Origin of the sequence: Bradyrhizobium guangdongense, assembly GCF_004114975.1 — a bacterium.
GTDB lineage: Bacteria > Pseudomonadota > Alphaproteobacteria > Rhizobiales > Xanthobacteraceae > Bradyrhizobium > Bradyrhizobium guangdongense.
The window spans coordinates 967,807-983,116 of sequence record NZ_CP030051.1 but is presented as its reverse complement, the minus strand read 5'-3'; the positions used below and the strand labels follow the sequence as shown (position 1 = coordinate 983,116).

The 15,310-nt window shown below is 64.5% G+C and carries 20 protein-coding genes; 12 read left to right on the top strand and 8 right to left on the bottom strand.

Annotated features, from left to right (window positions below; all coding sequences use genetic code 11):
• The first annotated feature begins 73 nt into the window (after positions 1-73).
• Entirely contained in the window at positions 74-2,095 is a 2,022-nt protein-coding gene (locus X265_RS04700; RefSeq protein ID WP_128963845.1) for a YgiQ family radical SAM protein, read from the top strand.
• 88 nt (positions 2,096-2,183) lie between these two features.
• Here the strand turns inward: X265_RS04700 and X265_RS04695 are convergent, their stop codons facing one another.
• The gene (locus X265_RS04695; RefSeq protein ID WP_188637446.1) at positions 2,184-2,372 is read right to left on the bottom strand and encodes a hypothetical protein; all 189 of its coding nucleotides are present in this window, start codon (positions 2,370-2,372) and stop codon (positions 2,184-2,186) included.
• A 116-nt stretch (positions 2,373-2,488) separates the two neighbouring features.
• On the opposite strand from X265_RS04695, the gene X265_RS04690 reads away from it, so the two are divergent.
• From X265_RS04690 to X265_RS04680, 3 genes are all read left to right on the top strand, one after another.
• Positions 2,489-2,947 (top strand): Rrf2 family transcriptional regulator, encoded by a 459-nt coding sequence (locus X265_RS04690; protein ID WP_128963843.1) that lies wholly within the window; start codon positions 2,489-2,491, stop codon positions 2,945-2,947.
• A 25-nt stretch (positions 2,948-2,972) separates the two neighbouring features.
• The gene (locus X265_RS04685; protein ID WP_188637447.1) at positions 2,973-3,656 is read left to right on the top strand and encodes a class I SAM-dependent methyltransferase; all 684 of its coding nucleotides are present in this window, start codon (positions 2,973-2,975) and stop codon (positions 3,654-3,656) included.
• Between the two features lie 137 nt (positions 3,657-3,793).
• Positions 3,794-4,780, top strand: coding sequence for a cysteine synthase A (locus tag X265_RS04680; RefSeq protein ID WP_128963841.1), 987 nt, complete (start codon positions 3,794-3,796; stop codon positions 4,778-4,780).
• Between the two features lie 123 nt (positions 4,781-4,903).
• Here X265_RS04680 and X265_RS04675 read toward each other — a convergent pair whose 3' ends face one another.
• Positions 4,904-5,932 carry a transglycosylase SLT domain-containing protein gene (locus tag X265_RS04675; RefSeq protein ID WP_128963840.1) on the bottom strand — a complete coding sequence of 343 codons (1,029 nt, stop codon included), beginning with the start codon at positions 5,930-5,932 and terminating at the stop codon, positions 4,904-4,906.
• A gap of 257 nt (positions 5,933-6,189) precedes the next feature.
• Between X265_RS04675 and X265_RS04670 the strand changes: the two genes are divergently transcribed.
• The 3 genes from X265_RS04670 (at position 6,190) to X265_RS04660 (ending at position 7,858) form a co-directional block, all read left to right on the top strand.
• Positions 6,190-6,666 carry a cupin domain-containing protein gene (locus tag X265_RS04670; protein ID WP_245478050.1) on the top strand — a complete coding sequence of 159 codons (477 nt, stop codon included), beginning with the start codon at positions 6,190-6,192 and terminating at the stop codon, positions 6,664-6,666.
• A gap of 418 nt (positions 6,667-7,084) precedes the next feature.
• Positions 7,085-7,498 carry a response regulator gene (locus X265_RS04665; protein WP_128963839.1) on the top strand — a complete coding sequence of 138 codons (414 nt, stop codon included), beginning with the start codon at positions 7,085-7,087 and terminating at the stop codon, positions 7,496-7,498.
• A gap of 57 nt (positions 7,499-7,555) precedes the next feature.
• Positions 7,556-7,858: a response regulator gene (locus tag X265_RS04660; RefSeq protein WP_244659477.1), complete on the top strand. Its 303-nt coding sequence runs from the start codon at positions 7,556-7,558 to the stop codon at positions 7,856-7,858.
• 171 nt (positions 7,859-8,029) lie between these two features.
• Here X265_RS04660 and X265_RS41210 read toward each other — a convergent pair whose 3' ends face one another.
• From X265_RS41210 to X265_RS04640, 4 genes are all read right to left on the bottom strand, one after another.
• A complete protein-coding gene (locus tag X265_RS41210; protein ID WP_244659478.1) occupies positions 8,030-8,566 on the bottom strand; it encodes a hypothetical protein in 537 nt (178 codons plus the stop codon).
• 75 nt (positions 8,567-8,641) lie between these two features.
• Positions 8,642-9,448, bottom strand: coding sequence for an ABC transporter permease (locus X265_RS04650; RefSeq protein ID WP_128963837.1), 807 nt, complete (start codon positions 9,446-9,448; stop codon positions 8,642-8,644).
• A complete protein-coding gene (locus X265_RS04645; RefSeq protein ID WP_128963836.1) occupies positions 9,445-10,041 on the bottom strand; it encodes an ABC transporter ATP-binding protein in 597 nt (198 codons plus the stop codon). The genes X265_RS04650 and X265_RS04645 overlap by 4 nt, the downstream gene beginning before the upstream one ends.
• A 3-nt stretch (positions 10,042-10,044) precedes the next feature.
• Positions 10,045-11,079, bottom strand: coding sequence for a Cj0069 family protein (locus X265_RS04640; protein WP_128963835.1), 1,035 nt, complete (start codon positions 11,077-11,079; stop codon positions 10,045-10,047).
• A gap of 168 nt (positions 11,080-11,247) precedes the next feature.
• Between X265_RS04640 and X265_RS04635 the strand changes: the two genes are divergently transcribed.
• Positions 11,248-12,270: an LLM class flavin-dependent oxidoreductase gene (locus tag X265_RS04635; protein ID WP_128963834.1), complete on the top strand. Its 1,023-nt coding sequence runs from the start codon at positions 11,248-11,250 to the stop codon at positions 12,268-12,270.
• Between the two features lie 16 nt (positions 12,271-12,286).
• Here the strand turns inward: X265_RS04635 and X265_RS04630 are convergent, their stop codons facing one another.
• Positions 12,287-12,856 carry a DUF2939 domain-containing protein gene (locus X265_RS04630; protein WP_128963833.1) on the bottom strand — a complete coding sequence of 190 codons (570 nt, stop codon included), beginning with the start codon at positions 12,854-12,856 and terminating at the stop codon, positions 12,287-12,289.
• Between the two features lie 6 nt (positions 12,857-12,862).
• A complete protein-coding gene (locus tag X265_RS40315) occupies positions 12,863-13,039 on the bottom strand; it encodes a hypothetical protein (RefSeq protein ID WP_164938423.1) in 177 nt (58 codons plus the stop codon).
• On the opposite strand from X265_RS40315, the gene X265_RS04625 reads away from it, so the two are divergent.
• The 4 genes from X265_RS04625 (at position 13,026) to X265_RS04610 (ending at position 15,259) form a co-directional block, all read left to right on the top strand.
• On the top strand, positions 13,026-13,373 hold the full coding sequence (locus X265_RS04625) for a DUF1236 domain-containing protein (RefSeq protein ID WP_128963832.1): 348 nt from the start codon (positions 13,026-13,028) through the stop codon (positions 13,371-13,373). The two genes, X265_RS40315 and X265_RS04625, sit on opposite strands and share 14 nt — an antisense overlap.
• A gap of 418 nt (positions 13,374-13,791) precedes the next feature.
• Positions 13,792-14,400, top strand: coding sequence for a hypothetical protein (locus X265_RS04620; RefSeq protein ID WP_128963831.1), 609 nt, complete (start codon positions 13,792-13,794; stop codon positions 14,398-14,400).
• Positions 14,401-14,461: 61 nt separating this feature from the next.
• A complete protein-coding gene (locus X265_RS04615) occupies positions 14,462-14,815 on the top strand; it encodes a hypothetical protein (RefSeq protein ID WP_128963830.1) in 354 nt (117 codons plus the stop codon).
• 15 nt (positions 14,816-14,830) lie between these two features.
• Positions 14,831-15,259, top strand: a complete 429-nt coding sequence (locus X265_RS04610) for a hypothetical protein (protein ID WP_128963829.1) — start codon at positions 14,831-14,833, stop codon at positions 15,257-15,259.
• Positions 15,260-15,310 lie beyond the last annotated feature (51 nt).

Here is a 15,310-nt window from a genome sequence, read left to right as displayed (position 1 = left end):
TGGCGTCACAATCGGCAGAGCGGGCCCACCGATCGGTTGAATTCGGCGGCCCGGAGTCCTATGCGTAGGCCTCATGGACACCCAGATCATTACCGCCGCAAAACCCCTGATGGCGCAGGCCCGCCCGCGTAAGCCGGCGCCGTTCCTTCCCATGAGCCGCGCCGAGATGGACGCGCTCGGCTGGGATGAATGCGACATCGTGCTGGTGACCGGCGATGCCTATGTCGACCATCCGAGCTTCGGCATGGCCATCATCGGCCGCCTGCTCGAGGCGCAGGGATTCCGGGTCGGCATCATCTCCCAGCCGGACTGGCAGTCGGCCGAGCCGTTCAAGGCACTCGGCAAGCCAAAAGTGTTCTTCGGCGTCACCGGCGGCAACATGGATTCCATGGTGAACCGCTACACCGCCGACCGGCGCCTGCGCCATGACGACGCGTACACGGCAGGCGGCGAAGGCGGCAAGCGGCCGGACCGCTCGACCGTCGTCTACGCCCAGCGCTGCCGCGAGGCATTCAAGGATGTGCCGATCGTGCTCGGCGGCATCGAGGCTTCGCTGCGCCGGATCGCGCATTACGATTACTGGTCGGACAAGGTGCGGCGCTCGGTGCTGGCCGACGCCAAGGCCGACCTCCTGCTCTACGGCAATGCCGAGCGCGCCGTCGTCGAAGTCGCGCACCGTCTCGCCGCCGGCGAAGCGCCGCGCGAGCTCGACGACATCAGGGGCGTCGCGCTGTTCCGCAAGGTCCCAGCGGATTACACCGAGCTGCACGCCGACGATCTCGATTCCGCCGACGAGGGCGCCACGCGCCAGAAGGGCCTGACCGTCATCCGCCTGCCTGCGCTGGAGCAGGTCGAGCAGGACAAGGAAGCCTACGCCCGTGCCTCGCGTGTGCTGCACCGGGAGAGCAATCCCGGCAATGCGCGTCCGCTGGTGCAGCGTCACGGCGACCGCGATCTCTGGCTCAACCCGCCGCCGATCCCGCTCACATCAGAGGAGATGGACGCGGTCTACGACCTGCCTTATGCGCGCGCGCCGCATCCGTCCTACGGCGAGGCCAAGATTCCCGCCTGGGACATGATCAAGTTCTCGGTGACGATCATGCGCGGCTGCTTCGGCGGCTGCACCTTCTGCTCGATCACCGAGCACGAGGGCCGCATCATCCAGAACCGCTCCGAAGGCTCGATCCTGCGCGAGATCGAGAAGATCCGCGACAAGACGCCGGGCTTCACCGGCGTGATCTCCGACATCGGCGGCCCCACCGCCAACATGTACCGGATGGCGTGCAAGGACCCGAAGGTCGAGGCGGCGTGTCGGCGGCCGTCCTGCGTCTTCCCCGAGATCTGCCCGAACCTCAACACCTCGCATGACGACCTCATTCGCCTCTATCGCAAGGTGCGCGAGACCAAAGGCATCAAGAAGGTGATGGTCGCATCGGGCGTGCGCTACGACCTCGCGGTCGAGAGCCCCGAATACATCAAGGAGCTCGTCACCCATCACGTCGGCGGCTATCTCAAGATCGCCCCTGAACACACCGAGCGCGGTCCGCTCGACAAAATGATGAAGCCGGGCATCGGCGCCTACAACAAGTTCAAGCGGATGTTCGACGAGGCGGCCGAGCGAGCCGGCAAGAAATATTACCTGATCCCCTATTTCATCGCGGCGCATCCGGGCACGACCGACGAGGACATGATGAACCTCGCGCTGTGGCTGAAGAAGAACCGCTATCGCGCCGATCAGGTGCAGACCTTCCTGCCCTCGCCGATGGCGACCGCGACCGCGATGTACCACACCGGCGTCAATCCCCTGCGCGGCGTGCGCCACGGCGGCAGCGACAAGGTCGAGGCGATCAAGGGCCTGCGCCAGCGCCGCCTGCACAAGGCGTTCCTGCGCTACCACGATCCCGACAACTGGCCGGTGCTGCGCGAAGCGCTGATCGAGATGGGCCGCCGCGACCTGATCGGCTCGCAGCCCCACCAGCTCGTGCCGGCGCACCAGCCCCCCGGCACCGGCAAGGCCGCCGGCACCAGGCGCCCGGTGCGACCGGGCGGCAAGGCGCAGAAGTTCACGACCAAGGGCGTGCGGCTGATGAAGTAGCGGCCGAGCGCCGAATTGCGCCTCCCGCGTTCGCGTCCTCGAACAAAGTTGAAAACAACCCCATGCACAGTAGCCGGGGGTAGCGAAATCAAGCCTTGAAGCGCGACGCGATAGGGATGGCGCGTCGTCCGCGCATCAACTCGTCCGTGAAGCACGACATTTCCGAAAAACCGTAGACGCGCTTGACCCGTCGGGCAAAACAGGCGCAAGATGTCATCATCGCGCCCTGTTCGGCCGGGCCATCCCGCTCCTCCGCATCGATATCCTCAAGCTTCACTCCGCATCCCGCGCGCGGAATGTTTCGTGGTCTGTCGACACGTGACGAGAATTCGTTCGCGTCGGGCATGCCGAAACCGGTTGACCTTTCCTCGATCATGTAACATATAAAGTTACATGAAACGTGACAGCCGCCTCTCTGGCGTCCTCCACGTGCTGCTGCACATGGCGCAGCAGCCGGGGCCGTTCACATCCGAGACCCTGGCGAAAGCCATGGACACCAATCCGGTGGTGATCCGCCGCATCATGGCGGGGCTGCGGGACCTCGGTTACGTGCGCTCGGAAAAAGGCCACGGGGGCGGCTGGACGCTGGCCTGCGATCTTTCCAAGGTGACGCTGCGCGACGTTTACGTCGCGCTCGGCAGCCCTGCGCTTCTGGCCATGGGCAACCGGACGGAAGCACCGGGTTGCCTGGTCGAGCAGGCCGTCAATGCGGCGCTCGAAAAGGCCTTTGACGATGCCGAGGCGCTGCTGCTGGCGCGCCTCGGTGAAGTGACGCTGGCGATGCTGGGCGAGGATTTGCGCAAGCGGCTGGGGTCTCGAAAGATCCATCACATCAGCGCGCATGGCGCGTGAACGGCTCCATTCACGGGACTGCATCATGACCGACATTCAAGCCGCATTTTCGGATCCGCAATTCGTGGCTCGATACACCGAAGGACCACGGCGCTTCGTGCCGGGCTACGACGCCATGCAATCCATGGCGTCAATTTTGCTGGCCGAAAGCGTCCCCGGCGATGGGCAAGTGCTCGTCCTCGGTGCCGGTGGCGGCCTGGAGCTCAAAGCCTTTGCACAGGCACATCCCGGTTGGCGCTTCGACGGCGTCGACCCCTCTGGGCCGATGCTGGCGCTGGCCGGGCAGACTCTGGGAGAGCTCGCACCACGTGCGCGCTTTCACCAAGGCTATATCGATGATGCCCCGGAGGGACCATTCGACGGCGCCACCTGCCTCCTGACCCTCCATTTCGTGGATGTTCCCGAACGACGTCGCATCGCCTCGGAGGTCCGCCGCCGGCTCAAACCGCGCGCACCGTTCGTGGTCGCGCATCTGAGCGCGCCCGATGGAGAGAAGGAACGTCCGCTGTGGCTGGCGCGCTACTCAGCGTTCCTGGCCGCATCCGGCGTCGAGCCGGAGCAGGCCGCGGCCGCACAGAATGCGGTCAGCAACCATCTGCAGATTCTGGCGCCTGCTCAGGACGAACTCGTCCTGCGCGAGGCCGGGTTCTCTGAGCCAACGCTGTTCTACACCGGCTTCGCCTTCCGCGGCTGGGTCGCGTACGCCTAATGCCGCCACAGCGCCGGAATGGAATTTTCGATTGGGCGGGTTAGACGCCAAAGCCGTTCCTCATATCGCCTGAACTAAAGAACGGAATTATCCGCTGCGCAGCCTAGAGTCGCCTGAGGCGCGAAGGTGGGCAGGCGATGAACAATATCCGAACGGGATTTTTGGACGCCATCGGCAACACGCCGTTGATCAGGCTGCGAAGGGCGTCGGAGGCCACAGGCTGCGAGATCTACGGCAAGGCCGAATTTCTCAATCCTGGCGGGTCGATCAAAGATCGTGCGGCCCTTGCCATGGTGGAAGATGCCGAGCGAACCGGCAAGCTCGGACCCGGCGGTGTCATCGTCGAAGGCACGGCCGGAAATCTCGGCATCGGCCTTGCGCTCGTGGCGAATGCACTGGGGTATCGAAGCGTGATCGTGATGCCTGACACGCAAAGTCAGGAGAAAAAGGACATGCTGCGGCTGTGCGGCGCGGACCTGCGGTTGGTCCCTGCCGTTCCCTATTCGAATCCCGGTCACTACGCGCGCTATTCCGGTCAGCTAGCCGAACAGCTCGGCGCGTTCTGGGCCAATCAGTTCGATAACGTTGCCAATCGCGAGGGCCATCATCGCACGACCGGGCCGGAGATTTGGGAGCAGACGGGCGGAAAGATCGACGGCTTTACCTGCGCCGTCGGCAGTGGCGGGACTTTGGGTGGGGTCGCACGAGCCCTCAAGGAGCGAAATCCAGCCATCAGGATTGCGCTCAGCGACCCCATGGGGGCCGCGCTCTACAACTGGTTCACCAAGGGTGAGCTGACGAGCGAAGGGGACTCGATCACCGAAGGGATCGGCCAAGTGCGTGTCACCAGGAATCTCGAAGGCACGCCAATCGATGCGGCGTACCAGATCACGGACGAGGAAGCGTTGCCGGTTCTCTTCGACCTGATCGAGCACGAAGGGCTGGTGCTCGGTGGCTCGAGCGGCATCAACATCGTCGGAGCCATGCGACTTGCACGGGACCTCGGTCCGGGCAAGACCATCGTGACCATCCTCGCGGATGGCGGACAGCGCTATCAGTCCAAGCTGTTCAACCCGGAATTCCTGCGCAAGAAGAATCTGCCCATTCCACGTTGGATGGAATAGCAAGCCGCCGGCCGATGGCAAGGCAATCGCATTTGGCCTTTGGCGGCGTCTCGGCGCGGGCCTCCTCCGAGACGACTGCTCCGCAGTCTCCTCAGGATGCGGCTTAGCGGCCTCGGTGCCCGCTTACTGGCTTGTCGCCGCCGCAGCGGCGGTCGCCACATATTTCGTGTAGAATTCGGCGACCCGGCCGCGCCACATGCCGACGAACGCCTCCGACGTCACATTGTCCACCGATTTCCAGGCGCGCTTGAACGCCGGAAGCGCATTGCCCCAGATCGCGCGCTTGCACCACCTCTCGCCCTTCTCCTTGCCTTCGCTGGTGGCGCACATCGATTTCCAGGCGGTGCGGGCGGGGTGGCTGACGTGCTCGGCGGCGCCTTCCCAGCCCTGCTGATGGATCAGGTAAAGATCGCTCATGTCAGGCGTCCGGTGCGTGATCCACCCGAACTGGACGCCCTCGGTCAGGATCTTGTAGGCGGCCGCAACGGCGTTGTCCCTGGGATTGCGGATCTGCCCGAAGCCGAACTTGCCGAACTCATATTGGCTCAGCTGAAACAGGCCGATATAGGACCCGGTGCGTTGATTGGGGTTGAAACCGGATTCGATCTTGGCAACCGCCATCATGAAATTGACATCGAGACCAAAGGCGTCGGACACACGCTTGATCTCTTCGGCCGGCGTTCCCACCGGAATGTCCTTGAACGCACGCAAGACGATCTCCGCCGGTTTCTCGGCGGGCGGCAGTTCGGACCAGACGTAGTAGACCAGATAACGGAAATCCGGCGCCGACGCCGCTTTGGGAGCATCGTTGACCGCATCGCGCGCTGCGGAGAGCGGCTGGACAGTGTCAGGCTCCAACGACGCCAGTTTCGGCGCGACGGGTTCAGCGACGATCTCGGCTCCGCTGCTCGACGGCCCGGAAGCTGCCGACGTCGCCGGACCAGGCTCTGCTCTGTCGGCCCGAAGCGCCGCCGCAAGCCTGGCGGATGCCTCGGCGTACAAGGCAGGCGTCACCACGAGCGCAGGAGCCACGTTCGCTGCCGCTGCCGGCAGGACATCCGGCATCGTCGCGGCCGGTCTGTTACCGGCGGCCAGAAAGACCCCAATGGACGCGATGAGAGCCACGATGCAGCCGGTCTGCCAAACCTTCATTGCCCGAAGTCCATGGATGGCTTCTGTACGAAGGCTATGCGCATGTCGCCGCAGCCCAGATAAGTCCCCCTTCGTAGAACCTTATGGTTTAAATGTGGTGAACGGGGGCAGATTTCTGCCTCGCCTCTCATCGGGGTCCGCCTTGGGTCTGGTCATCCCCGGACTTCGACCGCACCTGCGCGCCGGGCCGGCCGCAGATTTTACCGCAAAGAGTTGCGCCTGCTTTGCCTCCCCGCAGCCTGGAAATCCCGCTAGGATTGAGCACCCGCGTAGCGCGGGCGCTAAATTATAAAGGGAGGAAAATCATGTTAACACGTCGAGGTTTCGCCGGTTTGGCGTCGTGTGCAATTTGTGGAATTACCGATTTCATCGCAACGGAGGCTTTCGCGCAGGGCGCACAGCCACCTGCCGCCGGCGGGGTGACCCGGAAAATCCTGTCGCAGATTGACGGCCCCGCGCCGGGGTACACAACGATCATCATGGACGTCACGATCGAGCCGGGCGTTTCGATCCCGCGTCACACGCATCCCGGAATCGAGTCGAGCTACTGCATGGAGGGCGGAGGCGGCGAACTCCCGGTCGAGGGACAGCCGATGCGCATCATCAAGGCGGGCGAAGCATTCCAGATCCCGCCGGAGACGCCGCATGCTGGTGGCAAGGCAGCGGACACCAAGACGAGACTCCTGATCAATTACATCGTCGAGAAGGACAAGCCGATATCGAAGCCTGCCTGAACGGGCAGGCTGCATGGGTGTCGATTGACTCCGGACGAGCTTGCGCCCGGCCGGAGGCTCGCAACATCGGTTCAAAGCAAGGGGCCTCATCCGTTCTGGCAAGAGTGGATTGGGCCGCTTGGTTTTGACCTCGCACGGTGGTCCCGAAAGATCGCGCTCATTCCGAGACATTGGGCCGCGCCTCGGCGCAGAGCCGGGCTTCGACGCGAGCCGCGCTGCCTTGAACCGCGTCTTGGCTTCCGATGTCCGGCTTGGCCCCAGCTCGCGGGGAAATGGGGGGCATTGAGCTGGGGCCATTGGGGTCACCCTTGGGGAAGGGCACCGGGAAAACTTGGCAAATGCGCGAATGTTCCAGGCCTAATTTTGCGGTCTCCCGTTCCGCAGCCGGAACAAAATCCGTGTGTGCACTTTGTAACACATGGCAGGACAAGACGCGGCTACGGAACTTCCGATCATCCTGGTCGTCGAAGACGAGGAAGCGATCCAGATCATCGTCGAGGAAGCCCTCGCCGAGGGCGGTTTCGAGATCGAAATCGTGAAGACGGGTGAGGAAGCGATTACGCTGCTGAAGAGCGGCCTCAGGCCCTATCGGGCTGTCGTGACCGACGTCAACTTGCTGGGACGTCTTGACGGCTGGGAGATCGCACGAGCTGCCCGTGAGATCGACCCGCATTTTCCCGTGGTTTACATGACCGGCGCGGCCGCCGATAAGTGGCCCGTACTCGGTGTACCAAACAGCATTCTGCTCCAGAAACCATTTGCGCCCGCGCAAGTCGTTGCGGCTGTTTCTCAGCTCTTGAACGTGGGTTCGCAGCAGACGGGGCCCGCCTAAGGGTCGCAAATCGTGCCTGCTTCGGTCCTCCTCGTCGAAGATGAAGCCCTCATCAGAATGATGCTGGTCGACATGATCGAAGAGGCGGGGCACTCGGTCGTTGCGGAGGCTGGCGACGTCAGCCGGGGTGCCGCGCTTGCAAGCAGCGCTGAGTTCGATCTCGCAATACTCGACATAAATCTTGGCGGTGACGTGATCACGCCGATCGCCTCAACCGTTGCCGGTCGCGGCAAGCCGTTCTTCTTCGTGAGCGGCTATGGATCGTCGGGAGTCCCTGATGCCTTCAAAGGAACCCCCGTGGTGATAAAGCCGTGTCTGCTGGTTGAGCTCAAGGCCGCGATCGATTCGGCGTTGTCGTAATCTTCGCTGATCCGTTCCCAAGACGTTGCTTGGCAAATCGCCCCCGCTATCGAAGCGCGGCCGTGGCCACCCGCAAACAGGGCAGGCAGCGATAGGCATGAACGGCGGGAAGGCTTGCGATGGCAGGAAGAGATGCCAGGAAATCCATCGGCTTCCTGCATGTCTCACAAATCAGGATCGGCCGAATGTTGTTCGCCTCGTCGCGAGGCATCGGCGCCCCGTTGGCCGGCAGGCATGCAGATCTCGCGCGCACGTCGGATCATCCGGGAAATTGCGGAAGGGAATCATTTGAAAACTACGCGGTGATTTTCGCCCAGAAAAGCTAACAATGCCTAAGCAATCCTCCCGTCTCGAACCTGCCAGCCCCGAAACATGCTCCTGGGACGCTCCGTTCAATCCGTTTGGGCTGGGTTTGGGGGAAGGCGTCGGCGACGGGCTGGCCTGCGGTGTCACCACGGAGCCGTCACCATGAGGCACGCACGTTCCCACGTTGCTGAGGAGACGCTTGGCTTGCGCATCACGCGCTTTCGAATAGTCGTGACGCCGCTCGATATTCATCGCCGCCCATTTGTCCCAGGCCTCGAACGCGTCGGCGTAGTGCTTGCGCATCTGTTCTTCGGCCGAAAGGCAATCGGCGAATTTATCGAACACCAGATCGGTGTTGACCGGCGTCATTCCGCCGACAAGGACCACCAGCATCCATTTCATGGTTGCTCCACATTTGTTGCCTGACCGGAACGGGCAAATCCCCGTCCGGGTTCCGTCTCGCGCGAGGCGCAACGATCAGGCCGGCTCTCCGGTCGAAATGCGATCGAGGCGCAGACGGTGGCGCTGGTCCGTCAGCAGCCTTGCGCCACCGAGCACGGCGGCCAGCGTACCCAAGCCCGTTCCGCCCGCGATCAGGAACATGATCAAGAGCTGATATTTTGCCGCATCGACCGGCGCGACACCGGCGAGAATCTGACCGGTCATCATGCCCGGCAAGGAGACAAGGCCGATCGCCGCCATGCTGTTCATGATCGGCGTGAATCCGCTTCGGAGCGCATCCCTGACGACCGGCAACACGGCTTGATACCGCGTGCCGCCGAGCGCGAGGCAAGCTTCGATGGCACTGCGTTCACGCACGAGGCCGGTGATCAGGACGTCCAGCCCGAGGCTGATCCCCGTCATGGTGTTGCCCAGGATCATGCCGAGCAGCGGCAGCGCGTAGCGGGGGTGATACCAGGGATCCGGGCGCAGCTGCGTGAGCAGCGCGAACATCGTCACGGTGCCGGCGGCGAGCAGCGTGCATGACGCGCCGAGGCCGTAGCTCCAGATGCCGGGAAGACGCCGCTTCTGCCGCGCGACGATCTCGCGCGAGGCGAACAGGACCATGATGAAGGCCGCAAGCGCGGTCCAGAGCGGCGAGACGGCGGCAAACAGGAAGGTCAGCACGTATCCGACCAGCACGAGCTGGATTACCATCCTGAGCGTGGCGACGGCCAGCTGCCTCTCGAGCTTGAGGTGGAGAGCAAGCGAGAGAACCCCGTCCATGACGACGAGGAGCGCGGGCAGGATCAGATCGCCGTAAGCAAGGGGGATGTAGGTCACATCAGCTTCTCCTCGATCCTGCCGCCGGTGTTCATCAGGAAGACCCGCGACCCGACCCTCCGCGCCTGGGCATCGTCATGCGTACTCCAGATCACGCTCGTTCCCGCAACGACCCGCTCGGCGATCAAGGCTTCCACCGCCCCAGCCGATGCCGCATCGAGTGCCGAGGTCGGCTCGTCGAGCAGGAGCACGCGCGATTGCAGCACGAGCGCGCGCACGAGCGCCAATCGTTGTTTCTCGCCCGTCGACAATCTTTGAATCGGCCAGGAGGCGCAGTCGTGCGGCAGCCGCAAGCGTTCGACCAGCGGCAGCGCATCCTCCCAGGCCGTGAAGTGCTCCTGCACCGTGTCGGACCACCAGCCGGGCTCGGCGGCAACATACGTCACCTGCTTGCGCCAGACGGGAGCCGGCATGGTTTCCCTCAGCCTCCCGTGCAGCATGACCGCGCCTTCGTTGGGATCGAGATCCGCGATGGAGCGGAGCAGCAGGGTCTTGCCGACGCCGGACGGTCCTTGCAGGGCGACGCATTCGCCGCCCTGCAACTCGAACGACACGCAGAGGTGCAGGCGCTTGAGTGCGCGGACCGTCAACATGCGTCAAGTCTTGAGCCGCAACCGATCGGCGACGCGCCTTGCGATCTCCGCCGGCGCCTCCTTCGGATAGGGATGCACCGAGCTGACATTGATCTCGCCGAGCACGTAGCTGTCGCTGCCGTCGGGCTGAACGGGGCCGAGCATGAAGTCCGCGTCCCAGATCGCGGGCAGGTCACCGCGCGCGATGTCGAGCAGCGAGGTCAGCTGCGGCGTCCACTCGTCCTCCATCATCAGGCGCAGCCGCTGGAAGCGTGGGTCCGCGTTCGACGTGTAGAGCCGCGGTCCGGCTTCGGAACGCGCGGCCGGCGATTCGACCAGGGCCTTGACCTTGTGATGGCCGAAACCGGCGCAGCGATCGCCTGCCATGTAGCAGCGCACCACGCCCTCGTGGAGGCGCGGCTGGAATGCCTGATCGATCACGCTGCCGCTCTCGAAATACTCCGCGCAGCGCCGCATGAAATCGTCCAGCGTCAGCTCCTCGGAGGCCTCCTTCGTCGCGTCCAGCACTTTCACCATGGGCGAGGTCTTGAGCTGTTCGACCTTCCATACGCCTTGACCGCCGTTGCCGCGGCTGCGCTTGATGACGCGCGGGCCGGCAGCAAGCCGCGCCGGCAGCCCGGCACGCATCGCCTCGACCGTCCGATACAGCGCCGTGTCCGATCCCCAGCCCATCGCGCGGGTCCGATAGAGGACTTCCTTCGTGCCCATCTTGAGGATGACATCGGGATGCGCGCTCACCCAGACGCCCTGCGCGGCGACGTCGCGCAGCAGGGCGTCGAGGCCGGCACGGTTTCGACCGTCCTGGATCGGGTTGACCCAGACCAGCACGCCATCCACTCCGAGCAGTTGCTCGCGGACGGCGTCCGCGAAGCTCTCGTCGTAAATCGCTGGCTGAGCTTCGACGCCGATGGCATCAAGCGCCGCGAACACGTCGGCGAAGCGACCAGTTTTCGAGGTGGCCTCTCGACGGGCGACGGCATCGCCTCGCGAGAGGATGGCAACGCTTGGTCGGGATGAGGATCGTCGTTCGGTGTTCATGCGCAAGCTCCACGTGTTGCGTGCTGCGCAGAGCTTGGACCGAAGTCTCGCCGGGAGTCTGCTTGATCCCGCTTAGACAGTCTATGTGAGATCGCCCGGTCCGATCAAGGGGCCATTCTTTTCAGGCCGGCTATCGCAAATTGCCGTGGTCACGCTTACCTTGCGCCCATGAAAAAGATCGGATTCCTGTCGTTCGGACACTGGACACCCTCGCCGCAATCGCAGACCCGCTCGGCGGCGGATACGCTGCTGCAGTCGATCGAGCTTGCGGTCGCGGCCGAGCAGCTTGGCGCGGACGGCGCCTATTTCCGCGTGCATCATTTCGCGCGGCAGCTGGCCTCGCCCTTCCCGCTGCTCGCGGCGGTCGGTGCCAGGACCAGCAAGCTCGAGATCGGCACGGCCGTGATCGACATGCGCTACGAGAACCCGCTCTACATGGTGGAGGATGCCGGCAGCGCCGATCTCATCGCCGGCGGGCGGCTGCAGCTCGGCATCAGCCGCGGCTCGCCGGAGCAGGTGATCGACGGCTGGCGCTATTTCGGCTATCGCCCGGCCGAAGGCCAGAGCGATGCCGACATGGGGCGGCGCCACGCGGAAGTGTTTCTCGATCTGCTCCGCGGCGAGGGTTTTGCCGAGCCCAATCCGCAGCCGATGTTTCCCAATCCGCCGGGCCTGTCGCGGCTCGAGCCGCATGCGCAAGGCCTGCGCGAACGGATCTGGTGGGGCGCCGGCTCGAACGCGACGGCGGTGTGGGCCGCACAACTCGGCATGAATTTGCAGAGCTCGACGCTGAAGAACGACGAGACCGGCGAAGCCTTTCACGTGCAGCAGGCCGCGCAAATCCGAAAGTTTCGCGCGGCGTGGAAGGAGGCCGGCCACAGCCGCGAGCCCCGCGTCTCCGTCAGCCGCAGCATCTTCGCGCTGATGGACGATCGCGACCGCGCCTATTTCGGCGGCGAGCGCGGCGGCGAAGACCAGATCGGCTTCATCGACCCGCACACCCGCGCGATCTTCGGCCGCTCCTATGCAGCGGAGCCTGACGTGCTGATCGAGCAGCTCAGGCAGGACGAGGCGATCGCCGAGGCCGATACGCTGCTGCTGACGATCCCGAACCAGCTCGGCGTCGATTATTGCGCGCACGCGATCGAGGCGATCCTGACGCATGTCGCGCCGGCGCTGGGGTGGCGGTGAGCCTGCTGATCATTCTCTAGCGCGTCGGCAGTCGCTCCACGAGCTTTGCCAACACGGCGGCCGGAAGGTTAACCGCCGACAGCCGCCAGCCATCGCCGGCAAAATGCATGCTGATGCTGCCGGCCTCGCGACTGGCACCCAGCCGCAACGAGAACTCGACGGGCTTGATGAGAGTGAAGCGCCGGATGATCCCAGGTATGTTCGAGACGTCGATCTCAGCGAGCGGCGGAATGCTGCCGAACTCGACGTTGCCTCGCACCGTCCCGGTCTGAAGCAGAACGGCGATGTTGTCCCGGGTCAACAGCTTGCTTGCGAGGTCATCCGCGACGCTGGCGCCGAACGTGTTGATGGCGAGGCGCTCGAACGGCTTGACGGGGCGCTCGCGTCCGAGGCGACGCAGATAGGCATCGATGAGCTGATCGACCAAGGCGTGACGCACGCGCGGAAGGTCGGTCCGGGCGAGCACCTGATCGGCATCGCCGCTGCGCGCAGCCGCGACCAGCCCGGCAAGAGACACGAATGCCGTACCTGCATAGACGAGCAGACACAGCGCCACGACGGCGAGCGCGGCGGCGAGCCACTTCATGCCGGTTCAACAGGTAGCCGAAGGCTGCGTTCCAACATCGTTGCAGACGCGAATGCGCTTGCGGAACCGAAAAGAGGAAAAACAGGCAATTGTTCCTGTTCCCAGGGGAACACCCGGCTGGATCACCGAGTTCATCGCAGCGCCGCATCCAGCGGCGAGGGAGAACGCGATGAAGAAGTTCATGCTGATTTCAGCCGCCGCGCTGCTCGTGTCGACGGGCGCGATGGCGCAGACCACTGTGACGACGACCACGACCGGCGCGGCGCACGGCGCTACCGTGCAGATCGAGCCGGAGTATCGCACCAGGATCCATTCCTACGTCACCGAGCACAAGATCCGCCCGGTCGAGACGCACGAAAAGATCGTGGTCGGCTCGCCGGTCCCGCGCGACGTCGAGCTCGCGACCGTCCCGAGCGATTGGGGTCCCTCGCTCACCAAGTATCGCTACGTCTATTCCGGCAGCCACGTGATGCTGGTCGATCCGGAATCGCGCATGGTCGTCCAGGAAGTCGACTAACCCCGCTCGCGGCGGGCCGTGGGGCGGCCCGCCGCGGATGCGCTTGGTTCATTGCAGGGCGCCGATGCCCGTCACTCAATAATTCTGCTCGCACGCGCACTGATCGTCGCGCTGCTTTTGTAGTCCAGGAATCTGCCGCCGACCGCCGCACCTTCGACAGCCGACGAGATCGAGCGAACCATCATTCGCGTTCGCTCCGCACACACGCCCTGCCCAAGATCGTGACTCTGCGCTGCGCGAAGAGCCGCGCACGCATGAACCGCAGATGAATAGACGCTCTCGATGTTTGCCCACACACCGCGAAACTGCAGACGCAGCGGATCAGCTGCGAACAGCGCGCATGCAAAGGAACGTTTGCGCGATTGCCAATTTATCCCGAGCCTGATTTGGCGATTTTTGGAAACTGGAGGAGACGACAATGAGGATAGTGAAGCTTTCCGCAGTTGCGGCCGCTCTGCTGGCCAGCACGGCGTTTGCCGTTGCGCAATCGAGCTCGACGGTCGGCACCGGCGGCTCGTCCGCCGGCGGCGGCACCAGCAATTCGACCATCGGCACCGGCGGCTCGTCGGCCGGTGGCAGCGGCTCGGGTTCGGCGTCGACGCTCGGCACCGGCGGCTCGTCGGCGGGCGGCGGCACCAGCAGCTCGACTGTCGGGACCGGCGGCTCCGCGGCCGGCAGCGGTTCGGGCAGCGGCTCGGCTTCCACGCTCGGCACCGGCGGTTCGTCGGCGGGCGGCGGCAAGAGCTCGTCCAGCGTCGGCACCGGTGGCTCGGCAGCGGGCAGCGGCTCGGGCAGCGGCTCGGCTTCCACGCTCGGCACCGGCGGTTCGTCGGCGGGCAGCGGCAAGAGCTCGTCCAGCGTCGGCACCGGCGGCTCGGCAGCGGGCGGCTCGACCGTCGGTCAGTCCGGCTCGTCGAAATCCCGCGACATGGACGACGCCGGCAAGTCCGGCAGCCATGCCAGCGAGATGGGCATGGAAAAGGGCAAGGGCCACCACAAGGACGAGATGAAGAAAGACAAGGATTGACGCCTTGATCCACGGAGCGGCAGCGATGCCGCTCCTTCGTCCGTGTTGGAGGAGAACTGCCATGAACAAATCGATCATTGCGATTGCAGCATTGGCTTTGATGGGGAGTACCGCTCTGGCCGAAACCACCGAAAAGACCGGCAAGACGGCCTCCGGCGACACCTGCAAGGTCACGGTCGAAAAACATCCCGACGGCAGCATCACTGCGCTCGGCTCGTCCAGCTCAGGCACGACCGGATCGACGGCATCAAGCGGTTCGCTGTCGAGCTCGAGCTCGGCCGGCGGATCGTCGGTGCATGTGCAGGCCGGTGGCGGCAACGTTTCAAGCTCGTCATCGACGGCAGGTGGCCCCGGCTCGACCAGCGCCAGCACCATCACCGTCAACGGCTGCACGATCTCGACCTCGTCACCCTGAACAAAGGATTGCAACATGAGAACACTCATCACGACCTCGGCGGTCGCACTTCTGCTTGCCGCCACCTCACCTGTGCTGGCGCAGACCAGCATCACCGGGGGATCAGGCGGCTCGGCCGCCGTAGGCGGCACCTCCGCCTCCACCGTCGGCACCGGCGGCACGTCCACCTCGGCAAGCGGCCGCACGGGCTCCTCGATCGCGGCTGGTGGAAGCGCCGCCGCCGTCAATGGCAAGACCCAGACCGGCGTCAGCATGAACAAGGGCAACGGACCGGTGCTGAATTCCAACGCCCGCGCGCAAGCGCATGAGGGCGGCACGTTCAGCCGTTCGCACACGCGCACAAAGGTGAAGGCCGGCGAAGAAGTGGGCTCGACCACCAAGACGATGTCGCACGTGCCGGGCTCGAAGCCGACCATGTCGACCACCTCGACGACGGCACGCTGAGCGCCGAGAACGCTTCGATCCTCACGACCTGCTGCCCGATCCGATCGGGCA